The organism is Microbacterium suwonense (assembly GCF_030296555.1).
In the GTDB taxonomy this organism is placed as follows: domain Bacteria; phylum Actinomycetota; class Actinomycetes; order Actinomycetales; family Microbacteriaceae; genus Microbacterium; species Microbacterium suwonense.
Genome location: NZ_AP027728.1, coordinates 1,905,189 through 1,924,432 on the forward strand (window position 1 = coordinate 1,905,189; position 19,244 = coordinate 1,924,432).

Below are 19,244 nucleotides of genomic sequence, written 5' to 3' on the forward strand. Positions count from 1 at the left end.
ACGCGGCTTCCCCACCGACGGATGCAGCGTGTCGCGCCACACGAAGAAGCAGGACCCCACGCCCGGGACGCCCGGAACGCCCGGGACGCCCGGGACGTAGCCCAGCCCCGACCCCGGCCCGACCCCAGCACCTTCCCTTCAGGTGTCACAACACGCGGCTTCCCCACCACGGATGCAGCGTGTCGCGCCACACGAAGAAGCAGGAGCCCAGGCTCGCACCTCGTCGCGACTCCGCTCACTCCGCGGCGAGCGCCTCCACCGGAGCGACGCGCGTCGCAAGACGCGTGGGCGTGACGGCGGCGATCACGGTCAACAGCGCGGTGGCCCCGACGATGATCGCCACGGGGATCCACGGGATCGCGGGATACACCATTCCTGCGGGCTCGTAGTCGGGCAGCACCGGCACCGAGCCGAGCAGCGACTGCGCGGCGATCCACCCGTACGCGATGCCGAGCACCAGTCCGGTCAGAGTCGCTGCGACCGTGATGTGCACGGCTTCCAGCAGCACCATGCGGCGCACCTGTCGACCGGTCAGACCGATCGCGCGCAGCAGCCCGAGCTCGCGCCGGCGCTGCACGACGCCGATGGTCAGCAGGTTCACCAGCCCCACGGCGGCGATCACGGCCGAGACGGCGACCAGCACCATCATGACCGTCGCGAACGCGTCCATCGGAGCGAAGAAGTCCGCCGGCAGATCGTCGGAGTTGCGCATCATCAGCGCCTTGGACGATTCCAGCGCGACAGCGAACATCGTCACCAGGGCGACCCCCATCACGACGCCGATGGCCATCCGGCTCGACCGCTCGGGGTAGCGCAGCGCGTTCTCCGCGGCGAGCCGGCCCGTCGCACCGCCGCCGAACATCCGCCCGGTCAACCGCAGCACCGGCGGCATGATCAGCTCGGCGCCGGCGACCAGCCCGGTGAACGAGAGCACGCCACCGAAGAACGCGACGATCACGCCCAGCGGCGTGCTCAGCCCCAGCACGACGCCACCTGCGAGCAGGGCGCCGCCGACGATCAGCAGCACGAGCGCGAAGATGTTCCTGCCGCGGTGCGCGGCGACGTCGTCGTGGGTGCGCTCGACCGACCCGCCCAGCGCCTGCAGCGGTGTGACCGCGAGCACTCGGCGCGAGCCGATGCGCGCGGCGAGCCAGGTCGTCAGAGCAACCCCGATCGCGGGCAGCGCGATCCCCGGCTGCGCGAGCGTGAACGATTCCGGCACCCGCTCGAGCAGCGCGGAGCCGATCTGCATCCCGACCGCCGAGAATCCGAGGCCCGTCACCAGGCCGACCAGGGCGCCGATCACTCCGACGGCGAACCCCTGCCCGGTCACCTCCGCGCGCTGCGATCGCGCGGAGGCGCCGATCAGCCGCATCAGTGCGATACGACGGGTGCGACCGGCGATGATGGTCGAGAAGGTGTTGGCAGTCACGATCGCGGCGACGTACATCGCGACTCCGGTGAGCAGCGCCGACAGGATCGCGACGACGATCGCGAGCGTCTCGCTGTCGCCGATGAACGGATCGGATTGCAGCGCATCGCCGATGTAGGCGGTGACCTCGACGAGGATCACACCGAAGGCCGCAGCGAGCGCGGAGACGAGGATGCTGGCGCCCATGCCGCGCTCGCGCAGCCAGTCGAGCCTCCCCGTCCTCCGACGGTCGAGAGAACGGATGCCGGAGGCGGGCGAACCGGTGGGCCCCGCTTCGGCTGCCACGGCGCTCATGCCGCCACCTCTGCGGCGAGCATGTGCGCGGCGATCTGCTCGGCGGTCTGCTGCGGGTGATCCGCGGTGATGCGGCCGTCGCCGAGGAACAGCACCCGGTCGGCATGACTGGCCGCGATCGCGTCATGAGTGACCATCGCGATGGACTGCCCATGCTCGCGGCTCGCGGTCGCCAGCAGCTGCAGCACCTCGCGTCCGCTGCGCGAATCGAGGTTGCCGGTGGGCTCGTCGGCAAAGACCAGGTCGGGCGCGGTGGCCAGCGCCCTGGCGATCGCTACGCGCTGCTGCTGGCCGCCGGAGAGCTCATGAGGTCGGTGGCTCAGGCGGGATGCCAGGCCGAGCCGTTCGACGAGACCGTCGATGCGGGCACGTTCGATCGCGCTCGGCCGGCGTCCGTCCAATTCGAACGGCAGCAGGATGTTGCCGAGGGCATCGAGCGTGGGAACCAGGTTGAACGCCTGGAAGATGAATCCCACGCGGCGCCGACGCAGGATCGTCAGCTCCAGATCGCTCAGGCCGGTGATGTCGGTGTCGCCGATCCACGCACGGCCCTCGGTCGGCGCATCCAGACCGGCCATGATGTGCATCAGGGTCGACTTGCCCGAGCCTGAGGGGCCCATGATCGCGGTGAACTGACCGCGACGGATGCCGACGCTGATGTCATCGAGGGCGCGCACGCCGGCCGGGCCCGCGCCGTAGGACTTGCTGAGGTGCTGGACGCGTGCCGCCAGGCCGAGGTCCGAGGTCGTGATCTGCATGCTTCGACGCTAGTTTCGGCATCCGTCCTGCCGCATCGCCCCAGCGGATCATCCCGCCTACATCTGCAGGATGATCCGCTGAACCCGTCTATATGGCGCTGCGGTACGCGACACGCCGCGAGCCCCGTGCACGGGCGCCATATAGACGGGCTTTGGGGGCGGGCCGGTCAGGTCAGGCCGTGCTCGAACGCGAAGACGACCAGCTGCACGCGATCGCGCAGCGCGAGCTTGGTGAGGATGCGGCTGATGTGCGTCTTCACCGTGGCCTCGCTGAGGAACTCCCGGGCGGCGATCTCGGAGTTGGACAGGCCGCGGGCCGCGAGCGCGAAGATCTCCCGCTCCCGATCGGTCAAGTCGGAGTACGTCGGCGGCACCGGCTTCGTCTCGGATGTGAAGTGCGCGAACAGGTCGTGAGTGGCGGATGCCGAGATCACACTCGACCCGGATTCCACGGTGCGTATCGCCGCCAGCAGGAACTCCGGGTCGGCGTCCTTGAGCAGGAACCCGCTGGCGCCCTGCTGGATCGCCCGTGCCGCCGCCTCGTCGAGGTCGAAGGTGGTGAGCATCACGATGCGGGGGCCTCGGGCTGCTTCAGCAGCTCAGCCGTTGCGGTCAGCCCGTCCATCACCGGCATCCTGATGTCCATCAGCACGACATCCGGCTGGGTGCGCGTGACGACCTCGATCGCCTCACGTCCGTCGCCGGCCTCCCCCACGACATCCATGTCTGGTTGGGATGACACCAGCATCCGGATGCCGGCGCGGAACAGCGCCTGATCGTCGACGAGCACGACTCTGATCATCCTGGCCTCCTGTCCCTCACTCCATCCTCGCCCGTGTCGGCACCCGCGATGCACGTGATTACGCCGGCCCCGACCCGAGCGGTTCCGACCCGAGCGACCCCGGCCCGAGGGGCCCTGCGCCGATCGGCATCGTGGCGCGGACGGTGAACCAGCCGGCATCCCGCTGCGCCTGCAGCGTACCGCCCACCAGCTGGGCGCGCTCCCTCATGCCGACCAGGCCGTGCCCGCCGCCCGCCCCGGCGGGTGGGCTCGATATCCGGTTGCGCACCTCGAGATCGACGCGATCCGGCCACCACGACAGCCGCACATCCACATCGCCCTCGCCGTGGCGCAGGGCGTTCGTCAGCGCTTCCTGCAGGATGCGGTACACCGCGAGCTGGATGCTTCCCGGCGGCTCCCCCGGCGGCATCGGGTCGACCGTGACCCGCGGCTCGATGCCGGCCTGACGCACATGCGTGAACAGCGTCTCCAGGTCGGCCAGGGTCGGCTGCGGCCCGTCGCCCTGCCGGTGCCGCAGCTGGGTGAGCAGCATCCGCACATCCGACAGAGCAGATCGGGCGGTCTGCGCGATCGTGGTCATCGCCTCCTGCGCGATCTCGGGCTGTGCCGCCGCCGCATACCGGGCCCCATCGGCCTGCGCGATCACCACGGCGAGGGAGTGCGCGACGATGTCGTGCATGTCGCGCGCGATGCGCACCCGCTCGGCCTCCTCGGCGGCGACCGCCTCGGCCTGCTGCTGCGCTTCGCGAGTCATTCGCCCGTGCAGCACCAGACGCCAGAGCAGGCCGGCGCCCCACGACATGGCCAGGGAGAGGATCACCACGGCAGCGACAAGTGAGCCGAACGCCAGCACTCGCATGGCGTAGCTGCTGTCGTCGATGAGCATGTCGCGGTCGATGAGCGCCACATACAGACCGGCGATCACGCCTCCTGCGACGGCCGACGCACCGCCGATCCACAGCAGACGCCTGCTGCCCCACGCCGCCGTGGCGAACAGCACGGCGAACACCGCGACATTCACAGGAGACGGCCACATGCCGCCTGCCAGCTGCACAGCCGCCCCCACCCACGCGACAGCGAGCGCGATCGGCGGGGAGAGACGGGCGATGGCGGCCGCGCCCCACAGCACCACGGCGACGACGGCGTGGTGCACCAGTGCCCAGCGCGGGTCGGCGATCCAGGAGCCCGTCGTGGAGGAGGCCGTCACGATCAGGCTCAACGGCAGCGTGATCAGCAGACCCAGGATCGCGCCGACGATGTCGAGCACGAGCCAGACGCGGGAGATGGGGCGGATCATCCTTTCACGCTACGGGAAGGCCCCTCGTGCGGCATCCGTCTGCAGATGTATCGGCCCGCCTCTGCGGAGTTGTGCACGGGAGGGCTCTCACACTCGGCAGATGATCTCACCGTGCGGCACCAGGTACCAGCCGTCTCCGTCGGCTGCCCACGCACGCCACGCGTCGCTGATGCGCTGCAGCTCGGCGCGCGTGGCGAGCCCGTCGCGCTCCAGCTGACGCGCCAGCGCGGACTCCAGAATGCGGTCGGCCCACATGCCGCCCCACCACTCGCGTTCCTCGGTTGTCGCGTAGCACCAGACGGATGCCGTCGCCGTGACGTCCGTGAATCCGGCTGCCCGCGCCCACAACAGCAGACGCCGACCGGCATCCGGCTCCCCGCCATTGGCACGCGCGGCCTCGCGGTACAGCCGCAGCCACTCATCCAGCTCGGGCAGCAGCGGGAACCAGGTGAAGCCGGCGTAGTCCGCATCGCGGGCCGCGACGAGTCCGCCCGGCGCGGTGACCCGGCGCATCTCGCGCAGCGCCCGCACCGGATCGTCGACGTGCTGCAGCACCTGGTGCGCGTGCACGATGTCGAAGGTGTCGTCCGCGAAGCTGAGCGCATGCACGTCCTCGACCGAGAAGTCGATGTTCGTCACACCCTGTCCGGCGGCCAGGCTCTGCGAGAGGCTGAGGGCATCCGCATCGATCTCGGTCGCAGTGACGTGAGCCACACGGCGGGCGAAGTCCATGGTGATCGTGCCTGGACCCGCGCCCACGTCGAGCAGTCGCACATCGGCGGTGAGGTGCGCGGCGAGGTAGGCCGCAGAGTTCTCGACCGTGCGGTTGTTGTGCGAGCGCAGCACCGAATCGTGGTGCCCGTGCGTGTAGATCGCCATGCGCGCCAGCCTATGCCCCGTGTTCCGCCCCACGCTCCGCCGCACGCCCCGCTTCAGGTGGCCCGAATGGTGGCATCCCGCGCGTCGAGGCAGCAAAGTGTGCCACCTGAACGCGCAGGTCAGGGGTGGAAGCGCCGGTCAGGAGGGCGGTGGCACGTCGTGGATCATGCGGCGCAGCAGCTCACGGTCGGGCTTGCCGGATGCCAGCATCGGCAGCTCACCGCACTCCAGCTGCACGGGGCGGGCGTGCCTGCCGATCTCCTCGGCCACTCGTGCACGCGCTACCTCCAGCATCCGTGTGCAGTCGCCGCCGCGCACCTCCGCGAAGATGATCGACGCCTCGCCCCACCGCTCATCAGGCATGCCGAGCACGACCGCCTGCTCCAGGCCCGGGACGCTCCGCACCGCTCGTTCCACCCGGTCAAGTGAGATGTTGATGCCGCCGGAGACGATCACGTTGTCGAGACGACCATGCACCTCCACGACGCCGTCAAGGATGAACCCGCGATCGCCCGTGCGGTACCAGCGCTCGCCCCGCTCGTCAGTGGTGAAGATGCGGTCCGTCAGCGCCGAGTTCCCCAGGTAGCCGGTGGCGAGCATCGGCCCGCTGATGCGCAGCTCGTCATCGACCTGCCCGACCCGCACCCCGTCGAGCGGCACCCCGTCATACACGCAGCCGCCGCTGGTCTCGCTGGATCCGTAGGTGTGCACGATCGGCACGTGCAGGTCCATTGCGCGCATCCGGATGCTGTCGGACAGCGCCTGCCCACCGATGAGGATGGCACGGTGGGCGCGAAGTGCGGCCAGCACCGCGGGATCGTCGGCCGCGTCGATCAGCGTCGCCAGCTGCGCGGGGACGAGGGAGATGAAGAGGTCGTCAGCGGCGGCCCGCCGCGTCGCATCGACGAAGGCGTCGGGGGTCAGATGCCCGTCGATCATCGTCGGTTCGGTGCCGGCGAGCATCGAGCGCACCAGCACCTGCAGCCCCGCGACGTAGCCGGCCGGCAGGGCGAGCGTCCACCGCCCCGCACCGATCCGTGCGGCGGTCGCCCCGGCGCTCGCCCGCAGAGCGGCGGCGCTGAGCACGACACGCTTAGGAACGCCGCTCGATCCCGAGGTGGCCACGACGGCGGCGGTGCCGTCCGGCACGACGTCATCGGATGCCGGAGAGAACCCGAGCGCGATCGGATGCCGCCCGTCGAGCGCCGCTGGCAGCGCCTCGCACACCGCCCGCGCATCGGCACCGTCGACCGGATGCAGTCTCATCGTGGGCATCGACCCGCACCGCATCAGAAGTGGTACGGGAACGGCGACCAGTCGGGCTCGCGCTTCTGCAGGAAGGCGTCCCGGCCCTCGACGGCCTCATCGGTGCCGTACGCCAACCGGGTGGCCTCACCGGCGAACACCTGCTGGCCGACCAGTCCGTCGTCGACGGCGTTGAACGCGAACTTCAGCATCCGGATCGCCGTGGGCGACTTGGTCAGCACCGTCCGCGCCATCTTCAGCGCCTCACGCTCCAGCTCCGCGTGCGGCACGACCCGGTTCACAGCCCCCATCTCATAGGCGCGCTGGGCGGAGTACTCCTCGGCCAGGAAGAACACCTCGCGGGCGATCTTCTGCCCGGTCTGACGCGCCATGTACGCGGAGCCGTAGCCGGCATCGAAGCTGCCGACATCGGCATCCGTCTGCTTGAACCGGCCGTGCTCGGCGCTGGCGACCGTCAGATCGCACACCACGTGCAGCGAGTGCCCTCCGCCGGCCGCCCAGCCCGGGACGACGGCGATGACCACCTTCGGCATGAACCGGATCAGGCGCTGCACCTCAAGGATGTGCAGCCGCCCGGCGCGGGCCGGGTCGGCGACCTCGGTGGCGGAATCGGAGTACTTGTAGCCGTCGCGTCCGCGGATGCGCTGGTCGCCGCCCGAGCAGAACGCCCAGCCCCCGTCCTTCGGGCTCGGGCCGTTGCCGGTGAGCAGCACCGCACCGATGCGCGGGTCCTGCCGTGCGACGTCCAGCGCCCGGTAGAGCTCATCGACCGTGTGCGGGCGGAACGCATTGCGCACCTCGGGCCGGTCGAAGGCAATCCGCGCGATGCCGCCGTCATGCGTCACATGGGCGGTGATATCGGTGTAGTCCTCCGCTCCGGGAGCCAGGGTCCACTCGGCCGGGTCGAAGATGTCGGAGACGGATGCTGGGGTCACAGCACTCAGCCTATTCCGGCGATCGCTCGCATACGATCGTCGGGTGCGCACCTCCGTCATCGCCCCATTCCGTCTGCGTGTCCCGTCCCGGCTGCGACTCGCGCTGCTCGCGCTGAGCGCCGCCGCTGCCCTCGCTCTGGCGGGATGCGCATCTGCTCCGGACTCCGGCTCCGCTCAGCCGGGAGGGCAGGCCCCGGCGCCGACGTCCACGGCATCCGACACCTGCACCTATCCGGCCGGCACCCGCACGCCATCGAAGGAGGTCACCGCGCCGCCGGCGGAACCGGATGCCGCCGGCGATGTGCCCGTGACCATCGCGACGAGCATCGGCGACCTCGCCGTGACCCTGGACGCCGACACCACGCCGTGCACGGTGAACAGCTTCCTGTCGCTGGCGCAGCAGGGCTACTTCGACGGGACGAACTGCCATCGCCTGACCACAGAGGGCATCTTCGTGCTGCAGTGCGGCGACCCGACGGGCACCGGCACTGGCGGCCCCGGGTACTCGTTCCCCGACGAGCTGGACGGCACCGAGACCTACCCCGCCGGCACGCTCGCGATGGCCAACGCCGGCCCTGACACCAACGGCTCGCAGTTCTTCATCGTCTACGCCGACACCCAGCTGCCGCCCTCGTACACGGTCTTCGGGCACCTGGATGAGGCGAGCACCTCGACCGTCGCCGACGTCGCTGCCGCAGGCACGGAATCGGGTGGCCCCGACGGCGCCCCGAAGACGCCCGTGACGATCACGGGCGTCACCCGGGGCTGATCCGCCACTCGTCCCGGTCGGTTCCACCGCGCTGCCCGTCCGCGCTACTCGTCCAGGTCGCAATGGTTGTCGCTTCTCGCGCTGAGAAGCGACAACCATTGCGACCTGAAGCGCGTCAGAAGCCGGGAGACGGATGCCGGGAGACGGATGCCGGGAGACGGATGCCGTCAGCCGGCCAGCGCCGCCCGACGGGCCTTGCGCCAGCCGTCCACCGCGTCCCCGACGGTGATGCCGACGATCGCGATGCCGGTGAGCACAGCCAGCACGATCAGCGCGTCCTGATCCACGCCGTTGCCGACGAACACGGTCTGCACGAACTCCGGGTTGAACAGTGCTCTCCGGCCCAGCGCGGTGAGCCCCAGGCTCATCACGCAGACGGCGACCGCCGCGTTGATCCCGGCGAGCGCAGGGGTCCACCGACCGCGGGCGTACACCGCGATGGCGATCAGCGCCTCGGCCGCCAGCAGCACGAAGAGCGCTCCCATGCCCCACGGCCACAGCTCGGGATTCAGCATCGGCAGGGGCGCGTCCGAGGTGGGGACGAATCCGCGGAACCGATCCCACAGCAGCAGCCCGGCGAAGATCGCCAGCATCAGCAGGGACACGATGAGGTCGACGCGGCCGGTGCCCTGATAGGGCTCCTCCGGCAACCGGTCGACAGTCCACTTCCCCACGGCATCCGCACCCGTGCGGTCGAGCACGAAGAACACCAGCGTCGTCCAGAACGCGATGTGCACGACCACCGAGAGCGCGATCCCGATACCCTGCCCGATGATCTGGCCGACGTTCGTGCCATCCAGCGCCTGCGCGATCGCCACCCCGCCGAATGCGCAGGCGGGGACGATCGCAACCAGCAGCTTGAGCAGCCGCCACCAGGTGAGGAAGTACGTCGGGCCGATCAGGTGCAGCGGACGGTCGGCGTACCCGGCGGCGAGCGCGCCCGGGTCGCCCAGGTCGGTGAGCACATCGCGCTCGGCCTGCTCGGAGGGCTCGCCCTGTGCGGTGCGTGCATCGATGGCATCCGCAATCGACGCATGCAGTTCGTCGCGGACCTCGGCCTGCAGCTGCTGCGGCAGGCTGCGCACGGTCGCGGCGATGTAGCGATCGGTCAGTGTGGTGGTCATCTCAGTTCTCCTGTTCACGGAGTCGGTCGCGCAGTCCTGCGGTCGCGGCGGCGATGGCGGCGACCTCCTGGGTGAGGGTCGTGGCGAGACGGATGCCGGCGGCGGAGGTGCGGTAGAACTTGCGCGGCCGTGCCTCGTCGGTGTTCCACTCGCTGTCGAGGTAGCCCTGTTTCTCGAGTCGGCGCAGCAGCGGGTAGAGCGTGTTGGCGTCGGTGGGGAATCCGGCGGATGCCAGCTGCTCGAGCAATCCGTAGCCGTAGCCGGGCGTGCGCAGCAGCTGCAGGCTGGCCAGCACCACCGTGCCGCGCCGCAGCTCCTGCAAGTGTCCGTCGAACTCGCTGTCGTCCATATCGATCACCATATTGTGTGCCACACACCATTGTCAATCACACATCGTTGGCACTGCGCCCCTTAGGCTGGTCGGATGCCATCCGCGCTCGAGATCCACCGCATCGACCCGTTCGACGCTCCTGCTTTCGACGCGTGGTGGGATGCGTACGCCGCGGCCCGCCGCGCCGACATGGGCGAGCACGCCCTGGTCTGGTCGCGCGAGGAGAGCCGGGCCGAGCTGCAGCATCCGTCCTCCACCACCGAGCGCCGGGCGTACGTCGCCACTCGCGACGGCGCTGTGGTCGGGTCGGGTTCGCTGGCGCTGAGCCGCAAGGACAATCTGCATTCCGCCGCGCTCGACGTGACGGTCCCCGCCGAGCATCGCCGACAGGGCGTCGGCTCCGCTCTGCTCGCACACGTCGAGGCCGAAGCCGCCGACGCCTCACGGCGCACCTTCCGCGCCGAGACGGCGTGGCCGGCATCCGCTCCTGCCGACGGCGACGGCGAACCCGGGCGCGAGTTCGCACGCCGACACGGCTATCAGGTGGCGCTGGGCGACCTGCAGAGCCGGCTCACACTGCCCGTGACGGATGCCGCCATCGACGAGCTGCTGACCGAGGCGCCGGCCGATGGCTACGAGATCCGCAGCTGGGTGGGGCGTGTGCCGGAGGAGTTCGTGGCGGAGTGGACGACGCTCGACGCGGTGCTCGACACCGAGGCCCCCACCGGTGAACTCGACATCGAGCCGTCGGCCGCAGACGTCGCCGATCACCGCACCGACGAGGTGATGCTCGCCGGTCAGGGGCGCACCTCGTTCGGGACGGTGGCACTGGCATCCGACGGCCGTGTCGCGGCCTATACGCAGATCGTCGTCTCCCGCGACGACGGCAACGCCTACCAGTGGGGCACGCTGGTGCGCCGCGAGGATCGCGGGCATCGGCTCGGGCTGCGCATCAAGCTGGAGAATCTGCGGATGCTGCAGCTTCGGATGCCCGAGGTGCCGTACATCTACACGTTCAACGCCGAGTCGAACGCGCACATGCTCGCCGTGAACGTGCGGCTGGGATTCCGGCCGACCGGCCGTCACGCCGAGCTGCAGAAGCGCCTGTCCTGACCCCTCCACCCGTCCAACCCCCACCCAAAGCCCGTCTATTTGTCGCTTATGCACGTTTTCGGCCCGTTTCGCGTGCATCAGCGCCAAATAGACGGGCGGGGAGGGTGTGCGGGCATGATGGACGCATGACGCCGTCACTCGCAGACCTGCTCGCCACCGCCCGCGTAGTCGCCCTGCCGATGAACACCCGATTCCGCGGGGTCGACGTGCGCGAGGCGCTGCTGTTCGAGGGGCCGCAGGGCTGGGCGGAGTTCTCGCCGTTCGTCGAGTATGAGGATGCCGAGGCGGCGACCTGGCTGCAGGCGGCGATCGACTTCGCCTGGAACGAGCAGCCCGCTCCCCTGCGCGAGCGCATCCCGGTGAACGCCACGGTTCCGGCCGTCGACGCGGCACGCGTCGCCGAGGTGCTGGCCCGGTTCGACGGATGCCGAACAGCCAAGGTCAAAGTCGCCGAGCGCGGCCAGAGCCTGGCCGACGACATCACCCGCGTGCACGCCGTGCGCGAGATCATGGGCCCCGAGGGTCGCATCCGCATCGACGCCAACGGCGCCTGGAACGTCGACGAGGCTGAGCACGCCATCCACGCCCTCGCCGAGCTCGACCTGGAGTACGCCGAGCAGCCCTGCGCCACGGTCGCCGAGCTCGCCGAGCTGCGCTATCGCGTCAAACACAAGGGCATCCCGATCGCCGCCGACGAGAGCGTGCGCAAGGCCGCCGATCCGCTCGCGGTCGCCCAGGCGAAGGCCGCCGACTTGATCGTGATCAAGGCGCAGCCTCTCGGTGGCATCCGCCGGGCACTCGCGATCGTCGCCGAGACCGGCCTGCCCGCAGTGGTCTCCAGCGCCCTGGACACCGCCGTCGGATTGTCACAGGGCGCCGCGCTGGCGGCATCCCTGCCGGAGCTGGACTACGACTGCGGACTCGGCACAGCATCCCTGTTCGCCGACGACGTCGCCGATGCGCGCCCGGTGAACGGCTCGGTGTCGGCAGCGCGAGTGACCCCGGATGCCGGCGCGCTGGACCGCCTCGAAGCCCCCGCCGACCGCCAGGCCTGGTGGCTCGCGCGCCTGGAGCGCTGCCACCACCATCTCCGTTTCGAATAGCGCAAATTGCTGCTCTGAGGGTGAAATCAGAGCAATTCAAGCGATTCGAACGGCAGGAGAGGCCGCTACAGCCGCATGAGCTCGACCATGCGGCCGAGTGCCTCGCTGCCGACCCGCCGCAGGCTCTCGGGGTCGTCGTCGACCATGGCGCCGCGCACGGTCATCCCCTCCCAGACCACCATCAGCAGCCGGGCCGCCTCCTCGGCATCCATGCGCAGGGCGATCTGACCGGCATCGACGATCTCCTGGATCATCGCCGCGATGCTCCCGACCATCTCGCTCTCCTGTGCGACGTAGGCGGCGCCGAAGTCCGGGTCCCGCAGCGCACGGATGCGGATCTCGCTCATCATCATCACGCCGAGCCGGTCGTCGGTTCCCGAGTCCATGATCTGCTGCACGAGCTCGACGGGGTCGCAGTCATCGAGGCCCTCCGCCTCGACCAGCGCGCTCACCCGCTCGCGCACCGCCGCCAGCCGTGATTCACCGACCGACGCCGCGAGCGTGAGGAACAACTCATCCTTCGTCTCGAAGTTCGAGTAGAAGGCGCCGCGCGTGAACCCGGCCCGCTCGCAGACCGCCTCGACCGTGGCTCCCTCCAGGCCGACCTCGGCGAAGACCTGCGTCGCAGCCTCCAGCAGGCGCGCCCGAGTGTTCTCACGACTCCGCGTCGCTGCTGTCGACATCGCTCCTCCTGAAGCCCAACTCTGCCACGAGATCATCGCTGTTCACATCCCGCGCACAGCATCCGACCCCGCCTCTGTCTTACGATACATCTACGTACTGAATACGTTCGTGTATCGAACTGCTGTGGAGGCCACGTGTCCACTCTTCTGTCATCGCTGGGTCGCTGGTCGTTCCGGCACCCCTGGCGCGTGCTCGTCAGCTGGCTCCTCGTGCTCGGCATCGCCGGCGGCGGAGCGCTCGCCCTCGGCGCCGGCACCGACAACTCCTTCTCCATCCCCGGCACGGAGTCGCAGGCCGGACTCGAGCAGCTCTCCCGCACGTTCCCCCAGGTCAGCGGCACGAACGCGCAGTTCATCGTCGTGGCCGCGCCCGGCGACGACGTGACGGATGCCGACTATCGCGACGACATCGAGAAGACCGTCACCAAGCTGAGCGACCTCGATGACAGCGTGCTCGCGGTCACCTCACCGTACGACGAGAACATCACCGGCATGGTCAACGCCGAGCACACCGCGGCGATCGTGCGTCTGCAGTTCGAGGGCCAGTCCACAGACGTCCCCGACGAGGCCAAGGACGCCCTGCAGAGCACCGTGGACGAGCTCGCCGCGACCCTGCCCGACGGTTCGCAGGTCGCCCTGGGCGGAGACCTGTTCGCCATGTCGATCCCGACGATCACGCTCACCGAGGCGGTCGGCCTGGTGATCGCGCTGCTCGTGCTCATCGTCACCTTCCGCTCGTTCGTGGTGGCGGGCCTGCCGCTGCTGACCGCGATCCTCGGCGTCGGGATCTCGATGGCCGGCATCTTCGCCGCCACCGCCTTCGCATCGGTGTCGTCGACCACGCCGCTGCTCGCGCTCATGCTCGGGCTCGCGGTCGGCATCGACTACGCCCTGTTCATCGTCGCCCGACACCAGGATCAGGTGCGCGCCGGCGTCGACCCCGAGGAGTCTGCGGCACGCTCGGTGGGCACGGCGGGATCGGCTGTGGTGTTCGCCGGCATCACCGTGCTGATCGCCCTGATCGGGCTCGGCTTCGCCGGCATCCCGTTCCTGACCACGATGGGCATCGCCGCCGCCGTCGCCGTCGCGATCTCGGTGGCCATCGCCGTCACGCTCACCCCGGCGCTCCTCGGCTTCCTGAAGGGGCGCGTGGCGGGGCGCGTGCGGCGGGCGCATGGCCGGGCGCGGGCGTCGGGGCGCGGACGCCGGGCCTCGGCATCCGCTTCTGACGCCGCCCCTGCCCAGCGTCGCCGCCCCTCCTCAGTCACGTCGACAGACAGGGGCGGCGACGACCAGCAGGGGCAGCATCCGCTCGCGCAGACGACGGATGCTGCGCAGACGACGGATGCTGCACAGACGACGGATGCTGCACACCAGACGGATGCCATGACCCCGCCCCGCCGTACCTTCTCGGAGCGCTGGGCGGCCGGCGTGACGAAGCGCCCCGTACTCGTCACGATCGCCGTCGTGCTGGGGCTGGGGATCGTGGCCGTCCCCGCGCTGAGTCTGGACCTGGCGCTTCCCAACGCCGGCGTGCTGCCGAAGGCATCCGAGGCGCGGCAGAGCTACGATCTCACCGCCGACGAGTTCGGCCCGGGCTTCAACGGCCCGCTGATCCTGACCGGGACGATCGTCACCTCCACCGACCCGCTGAACCTCATGCAGGACCTCGGCGACGCCGTCGAGCAGCTTCCCGGCGTGCGCGAGGTGGCACTGGCCACCCCGAACGAGGCCGCCGACACCGGCATCGTGCAGATCATTCCCACGACCGCACCCGACGACCCGGCCACCTCGGAGCTGGTTCGCGAGCTGCGTTCGCACCACGACGAATGGCTCGACGAGTTCGGCATCGACCTGAAGGTCACCGGGTTCACCGCCGTGGCGATCGACATCTCCGATCAGCTGGGCGCCGCGCTGCTGCCGTTCGGCATCTTCGTGATCGGCCTGTCGCTGATCCTGCTGACCGTCGTGTTCCGCTCGATCTGGGTGCCCGTCACCGCCGCGATCGGATACCTGCTCTCGATCGTCGCCGCCTTCGGCGTGGTCGGTGCAGTGTTCGAGTGGGGCTGGTTCGCCGACGCCCTGCACGTCGCCCGCACCGGTCCGATCATCAGCTTCATGCCGATCGTGCTGATGGGCGTGCTGTTCGGCCTGGCGATGGACTACCAGGTGTTCCTCGTCTCGCGCATGCGCGAGGACTTCGTGCACGATCGCGCTCGCCACGACCCGAAGACCCGCCGACAGGCCGCGATCGGTGCCGTGCGCAGTGGGTTCGCGGGCTCGGCGCGCGTGGTCACCGCCGCAGCGCTGATCATGTTCGCCGTGTTCGTCGCGTTCGTCCCCGAGGGCGACTCCTCACTCAAGCCGATCGCCCTGGGCCTGGCATCCGGCATCGCGATCGACGCGTTCCTGGTACGGATGACGCTGATCCCCGCAGTGATGGCGATCCTCGGCGATCGCGCCTGGCGCATCCCGCGCTGGCTCGAGCGCATCCTGCCGCACGTCGACATCGAGGGCGAGGCCGTCGAGCGCGAGCGCGCACTGGCCGCATGGCCGGGCGACGACAGCATCCTCGCCGCCGACGATCTGACCATCTCATCCGTCGACATCGAAGGTGCGCACCTGCGCCTCGCACCCGGCGAGTCGCTGATCGTCACCGGCGCACCGCCGCGCGCACTGCGGGCGCTCTCGCTCACGGTCGCGGGTCGGATGAAGGCGGATGCCGGGATGCTGCGCGTCGACGGCCATCTGCTGCCGGGTCGGGCCGCCTGGGTGCGTTCACGCGTCGGCATCGCGATGCTCACGGGGGCGGATGCCGCCGCCCAGGTCGCCGAGGCGCTGCGCGGCCGCACCGCCCTGGTGGTGCTCGACGGCATCGACCGGCTCACCGCGGCAGAGCGCGACCAGCTGGCCGCGCAGCTGCGTGATGCCGGGCCGGGTCTCTCGGTGCTCGCCACCGCGACGGACACCACCACCGCGCAGGCCCTGCTGACCGATTCCGGCCGCTCTCCGGCATCCGTCGTCGACCTGCGCGACCCCACCCCCGCTCTCGCTTCCGCCGAGACCCCCTCTGGTCGCCGAGACCCCTCCGCAGACACGCCTGCAGAGGGGGTCTCGACGGTGGTGAGGGGTCTCGGCGCAGTGATCTTTCCTTCGAGACCACCGAGGTGACCGCATGCGATGTCCTGACCGAACGGAGTGAGACGAAGTGACCCTCTCCATCGAACGCGCCCGCTCCCGTCGGCCGATCACCTGGCTGACCCTGCTCGGTGTGCTGCTGCTGCCTGCTCTGATCGGCGGCATCCTCGTCACCGCGCTGCAGAACCCCACCGATCGGCTCGAGTCGATGACCGCCGCCGTGGTGAATCTCGACGAGCCCGTGACCATCGACGACCAGTACACGCCGCTCGGACGACAGCTGGCCGCCGGGCTGGTGGAGGGCTCCGACGAGGTCGGCTCGAATCTCACCTGGGTGATCTCCAATGAGCAGGATGCCGCGGAGGGCCTGGGCGATGGCACCTACCAGGCAGTCGTCACGATCCCGAAGTCGTTCTCGGCGGATGCCACCTCTGCCGGCGTCGCGCTGAAGGACGGCGACGGCACCGCCGAGCAGGCCACGATCACGGTCACGACCCCTCCCGACGGCCGCGTCGCCGACGACCTGATCACGAATCAGATCGCCTCGGTCGCCGCGTCGACCATGGGCACCATGCTCAGCGAGGCGACGGTCGGAAACGTGCTGGTCGGCTTCACCACCATCGGCGACCAGATCGGGGAGGCCGCCGACGGCGCCGCACAGCTCGCCGACGGCGCACGGAGCGCCGCGGATGGCGCCGCAGCACTGCCCGATGGTGCGACCAGACTCGCGGACGGCGCGGACGGGCTGGCCGACGGCGCCGGTCAGCTGGCCGGCGGCCTGGGCACGATCTCATCGAAGGCGCGGGAGGCGGGCGCGGGCGCGACGCAGCTCGGACAGGGACTGGCCGCGGGGGCTGCTGCGCTCGAGCGCGACGGGCTGGTGCCCGCAGCGCTGACGGATGCCGCAGGCACGGCGCGCGATGTCGCCGGAACAGCAGCGCAGGCCGCCGCCGGGGCGGCGCAGGCTGCCGATGGCTCCGCGCAGGCGAGCGCCGGCGTGGCTCAGGGCCTGGATGGGCTCGCACCCGGGCTGCAGCAGCTCGCCGCCGCATGCGACGCCACGGCACAGCCGGAGTTCTGCGCACAGCTGTCCGATCTGGCACAGGCGGCCGATGGGCTTCGCGCTCCGGCAGGAACCGCGTCCGGCCTGGCGGCCACTGCGGCGAAAGCAGCGGACGGCGCCCGGCAGGCCGCCGAGGAGCGCAGCAGGCCTCAGCCGGTGTCGCCGACGGGCTCGCACAGTTCGACGAGGCCGCCCCGGCCGAGATCGCGAAGCAGATGCGCACGGCCGGATCCGCGGCGACGCAGCTCGGCACAGGCCTCGGCCAGCTCGCCGACGGCGTCTCGCAGTCGGCATCCGGGGCCTCCGCGCTGGCCTCCGGAGCCACCCAGCTCGGCGATGGCGCCTCCGCGCTCTCCGATGGGGCCGGCGAGCTCGCGGGCGGGCTGGACACCCTGGCATCCGGCACCGGCGATCTCGCCGACGGGCTCAAGTCCGCATCCACCTCCCTGCCGTCGTTCGACGAGCAGCAGTCCACCCGGCTGGCATCCGTCATCGCCGATCCGGTGAAGGCCGCAGCGGAGTCGGATGCCATGTTCGGCCCGACCGCGATCCCGCTGCTCTCCGCGGTGGTGCTGTGGTTCGGCGCACTGGCCTCGTTCATCGCGCTGCGCGCGGTGCCCGGCAACCCGCTGACCTCACGGCGCTCATCGTTCGGCATGGTGCTGCGCGGGTTCTGGCCCGCTGCCGCGCTGGGTGCAGGGCAGGGTGTGCTCGTGGCGCTGATCGTGCAGATCATCGCTGCCTACGATGCGGCGACCTGGTGGGGCTTCGCCGGATTCGCGGTGCTCGCGGGCGTGGCGTTCGCCGCGGTCAACCAGGCGCTGGTGGCGGTGCTCGGCGGGATCGGACGCTGGATCAGCGCACTGGTCGGCGTCGTGGCCGTGGCCACGGGACTGATCTCGACGATCCCTGGCTGGCTGGCCGGCCTGGGGGCGGCGATGCCCACGGCTCCCGCACTCGGCGGCCTGATCGTTCCGAACGGCGCGGCCCTGGCGGGCCTGTTCGTGTGGGCCGTCCTGTCGCTCGGCGCCGCTACGCTCGCCGTCGCGACCCGCCGCACCGCGTCTACGAAGTCGGTGCTGGCCACGGCCTGACCCCGACGTCGCTGCTCGCGGTGTGGCCGGGACATGCGCGGCAGTATCTGGCATCCGCGGCAGTATCTGGCATCCGCGGCATCGATCGATGGCGCGGATGCCAGAAAGTGCAGCGGATCCGGAGGGCCGGCCGCGCTCAGTCCGGCTCAGCCCGGAGCCAGCCCAGGGCCGGCCGCGGTCAGCTCAGGCCGGAGTAGGCGTGCAGCCCCTTGAAGAACACGTTCACGATCGTGAAGTTGAAGATCACGGCGGCGAAGCCCGTGATCGACAGCCACGCCGAGGGGGTGCCCCGCCAGCCGCGGGTCGCACGAGCGTGGATGTATCCCGCGTAGAGCACCCAGATGATGAAGGTCCACGTCTCCTTGACGTCGAAGCCCCAGAACCGGCTCCACGCGAAGTACGCCCAGATCGATCCGGCGATCAGGGTGAACGTCCAGAACACGAAGCCGACCACCGCGAAGCGGTACGCCATGTTCTCGAGGCGCTCGGTGTTCGGCAGGGTGCGCAGGAACCCGGGGCCCGCATTCGCGACGCCTTCTGCGACACGGCGCTCACGCCGGGACTGCATCAGCTGCACGACCGACAGTGCGAAGGCGAGCGCCAGGATGCCGACCGAGAGCGAGGCGACGAAGACGTGGATCACCAGCCACACCGACTTCAGCGGGTCGACCAGCGGCTTCACCTCGACGTAGAAGTACGCCGATGCCGCGCCCAGCAGCACCAGGACCAGCCCCGAGATGAACGTGCCGAGGTAGCGCAGGTCGACGCGGGTGAGCATCCCCAGATACACCAGCACGATCAACAGCGTGCCGATCATCGCGAACTCGTAGAGGTTCGCCCAGGGCACGTAGCCGTTGGCGAAACCGCGCGTCACGGTCGCGGTGAGGTGGAACAGCCAGCCGAGCACCATGAGCGATGTGCCGATGCGCGCCATCACGAAGCGCTGGCGCACCGGCGCACCCGCGGCATCCGAAGCACCGCCGGCCACACCATCACCGGCATCCGTCCCAGCGCCACCCCCGACGCCGACCAGCATCCGATCCTCGGCCTTCACCGTCGCCGAGCGTCGCGCGAGATCAAAGCCGTAGGCGATGAATGCGAGCGCGTAGATGGCGATCGCCGTCCACAGGGTCAGTCGCGAGATGAAATCCAGATCGGGCATG

The 19,244-nt window shown here is 70.2% G+C and carries 16 protein-coding genes and 1 pseudogene; 6 read left to right on the forward strand and 11 right to left on the reverse strand.

What is annotated here, in order from left to right; translation table 11 throughout:
• Window positions 1–235: 235 nt before the first annotated feature.
• From QUE33_RS09515 to QUE33_RS09545, 7 genes and pseudogenes are all read right to left on the reverse strand, one after another.
• Complete coding sequence (locus QUE33_RS09515) at window positions 236–1,618, reverse strand: ABC transporter permease (RefSeq protein ID WP_378761707.1); 1,383 nt, start codon at window positions 1,616–1,618, stop codon at window positions 236–238.
• A 104-nt stretch (window positions 1,619–1,722) separates the two neighbouring features.
• Window positions 1,723–2,484, reverse strand: a complete 762-nt coding sequence (locus QUE33_RS09520; RefSeq protein WP_286299482.1) for an ABC transporter ATP-binding protein — start codon at window positions 2,482–2,484, stop codon at window positions 1,723–1,725.
• Window positions 2,485–2,651: 167 nt separating this feature from the next.
• Window positions 2,652–3,286 (reverse strand): annotated as a pseudogene (locus QUE33_RS09525) (response regulator).
• A 58-nt stretch (window positions 3,287–3,344) separates the two neighbouring features.
• Window positions 3,345–4,583 carry a sensor histidine kinase gene (locus tag QUE33_RS09530; protein WP_286299483.1) on the reverse strand — a complete coding sequence of 413 codons (1,239 nt, stop codon included), beginning with the start codon at window positions 4,581–4,583 and terminating at the stop codon, window positions 3,345–3,347.
• A gap of 87 nt (window positions 4,584–4,670) precedes the next feature.
• Window positions 4,671–5,462 carry a class I SAM-dependent methyltransferase gene (locus tag QUE33_RS09535; protein ID WP_286299485.1) on the reverse strand — a complete coding sequence of 264 codons (792 nt, stop codon included), beginning with the start codon at window positions 5,460–5,462 and terminating at the stop codon, window positions 4,671–4,673.
• Window positions 5,463–5,600: 138 nt separating this feature from the next.
• The gene (locus tag QUE33_RS09540) at window positions 5,601–6,728 is read right to left on the reverse strand and encodes an AMP-binding protein (RefSeq protein ID WP_286299487.1); all 1,128 of its coding nucleotides are present in this window, start codon (window positions 6,726–6,728) and stop codon (window positions 5,601–5,603) included.
• A gap of 23 nt (window positions 6,729–6,751) precedes the next feature.
• Window positions 6,752–7,663: a 1,4-dihydroxy-2-naphthoyl-CoA synthase gene (locus QUE33_RS09545; protein ID WP_286299488.1), complete on the reverse strand. Its 912-nt coding sequence runs from the start codon at window positions 7,661–7,663 to the stop codon at window positions 6,752–6,754.
• 43 nt (window positions 7,664–7,706) lie between these two features.
• Here QUE33_RS09545 and QUE33_RS09550 point away from each other — a divergent pair, with 43 nt between their 5' ends.
• Window positions 7,707–8,432 carry a peptidylprolyl isomerase gene (locus QUE33_RS09550; RefSeq protein ID WP_286299490.1) on the forward strand — a complete coding sequence of 242 codons (726 nt, stop codon included), beginning with the start codon at window positions 7,707–7,709 and terminating at the stop codon, window positions 8,430–8,432.
• Window positions 8,433–8,599: 167 nt separating this feature from the next.
• Here QUE33_RS09550 and QUE33_RS09555 read toward each other — a convergent pair whose 3' ends face one another.
• On the reverse strand, window positions 8,600–9,556 hold the full coding sequence (locus tag QUE33_RS09555) for a permease prefix domain 1-containing protein (RefSeq protein WP_286299493.1): 957 nt from the start codon (window positions 9,554–9,556) through the stop codon (window positions 8,600–8,602).
• 1 nt (window position 9,557) lies between these two features.
• Window positions 9,558–9,905 carry a PadR family transcriptional regulator gene (locus QUE33_RS09560; RefSeq protein ID WP_286299494.1) on the reverse strand — a complete coding sequence of 116 codons (348 nt, stop codon included), beginning with the start codon at window positions 9,903–9,905 and terminating at the stop codon, window positions 9,558–9,560.
• A gap of 75 nt (window positions 9,906–9,980) precedes the next feature.
• On the opposite strand from QUE33_RS09560, the gene QUE33_RS09565 reads away from it, so the two are divergent.
• Window positions 9,981–11,000 carry a GNAT family N-acetyltransferase gene (locus tag QUE33_RS09565; protein ID WP_286299498.1) on the forward strand — a complete coding sequence of 340 codons (1,020 nt, stop codon included), beginning with the start codon at window positions 9,981–9,983 and terminating at the stop codon, window positions 10,998–11,000.
• A gap of 125 nt (window positions 11,001–11,125) precedes the next feature.
• The gene (locus QUE33_RS09570) at window positions 11,126–12,103 is read left to right on the forward strand and encodes an o-succinylbenzoate synthase (RefSeq protein ID WP_286299501.1); all 978 of its coding nucleotides are present in this window, start codon (window positions 11,126–11,128) and stop codon (window positions 12,101–12,103) included.
• 65 nt (window positions 12,104–12,168) lie between these two features.
• Here the strand turns inward: QUE33_RS09570 and QUE33_RS09575 are convergent, their stop codons facing one another.
• Window positions 12,169–12,786 (reverse strand): TetR/AcrR family transcriptional regulator, encoded by a 618-nt coding sequence (locus QUE33_RS09575; protein ID WP_286299503.1) that lies wholly within the window; start codon window positions 12,784–12,786, stop codon window positions 12,169–12,171.
• A gap of 135 nt (window positions 12,787–12,921) precedes the next feature.
• Here QUE33_RS09575 and QUE33_RS09580 point away from each other — a divergent pair, with 135 nt between their 5' ends.
• The 3 genes from QUE33_RS09580 to QUE33_RS09590 are packed head-to-tail and all read left to right on the forward strand — an operon-like array spanning window position 12,922 to window position 18,081.
• Window positions 12,922–15,957, forward strand: coding sequence for an MMPL family transporter (locus QUE33_RS09580; RefSeq protein WP_286299505.1), 3,036 nt, complete (start codon window positions 12,922–12,924; stop codon window positions 15,955–15,957).
• 37 nt (window positions 15,958–15,994) lie between these two features.
• On the forward strand, window positions 15,995–17,494 hold the full coding sequence (locus QUE33_RS09585; RefSeq protein ID WP_286299507.1) for a YhgE/Pip domain-containing protein: 1,500 nt from the start codon (window positions 15,995–15,997) through the stop codon (window positions 17,492–17,494).
• A complete protein-coding gene (locus QUE33_RS09590; protein WP_286303133.1) occupies window positions 17,380–18,081 on the forward strand; it encodes a hypothetical protein in 702 nt (233 codons plus the stop codon). Before QUE33_RS09585 ends, QUE33_RS09590 begins: the two co-directional genes overlap by 115 nt.
• Window positions 18,082–18,259: 178 nt before the next feature.
• Here QUE33_RS09590 and ccsB read toward each other — a convergent pair whose 3' ends face one another.
• Complete coding sequence (gene ccsB, locus QUE33_RS09595; RefSeq protein ID WP_286299510.1) at window positions 18,260–19,243, reverse strand: c-type cytochrome biogenesis protein CcsB; 984 nt, start codon at window positions 19,241–19,243, stop codon at window positions 18,260–18,262.
• Window position 19,244 lies beyond the last annotated feature (1 nt).

What these genes read in the sequence shown, in the direction of transcription:
- ccsB (WP_286299510.1), bottom strand. Translation starts at nt 19,243, where the DNA reads ATGCCCGATCTGGATTTCATCTCGCGACTGACCCTGTGGACGGCGATC.
- QUE33_RS09540 (WP_286299487.1), bottom strand. Translation starts at nt 6,728, where the DNA reads ATGAGACTGCATCCGGTCGACGGTGCCGATGCGCGGGCGGTGTGCGAG.
- QUE33_RS09565 (WP_286299498.1), top strand. Translation starts at nt 9,981, where the DNA reads ATGCCATCCGCGCTCGAGATCCACCGCATCGACCCGTTCGACGCTCCT.
- QUE33_RS09520 (WP_286299482.1), bottom strand. Translation starts at nt 2,484, where the DNA reads ATGCAGATCACGACCTCGGACCTCGGCCTGGCGGCACGCGTCCAGCAC.
- QUE33_RS09575 (WP_286299503.1), bottom strand. Translation starts at nt 12,786, where the DNA reads ATGTCGACAGCAGCGACGCGGAGTCGTGAGAACACTCGGGCGCGCCTG.
- QUE33_RS09515 (WP_378761707.1), bottom strand. Translation starts at nt 1,618, where the DNA reads ATGGGCGCCAGCATCCTCGTCTCCGCGCTCGCTGCGGCCTTCGGTGTG.
- QUE33_RS09530 (WP_286299483.1), bottom strand. Translation starts at nt 4,583, where the DNA reads ATGATCCGCCCCATCTCCCGCGTCTGGCTCGTGCTCGACATCGTCGGC.
- QUE33_RS09535 (WP_286299485.1), bottom strand. Translation starts at nt 5,462, where the DNA reads ATGGCGATCTACACGCACGGGCACCACGATTCGGTGCTGCGCTCGCAC.
- QUE33_RS09555 (WP_286299493.1), bottom strand. Translation starts at nt 9,556, where the DNA reads ATGACCACCACACTGACCGATCGCTACATCGCCGCGACCGTGCGCAGC.
- QUE33_RS09560 (WP_286299494.1), bottom strand. Translation starts at nt 9,905, where the DNA reads ATGGACGACAGCGAGTTCGACGGACACTTGCAGGAGCTGCGGCGCGGC.
- QUE33_RS09570 (WP_286299501.1), top strand. Translation starts at nt 11,126, where the DNA reads ATGACGCCGTCACTCGCAGACCTGCTCGCCACCGCCCGCGTAGTCGCC.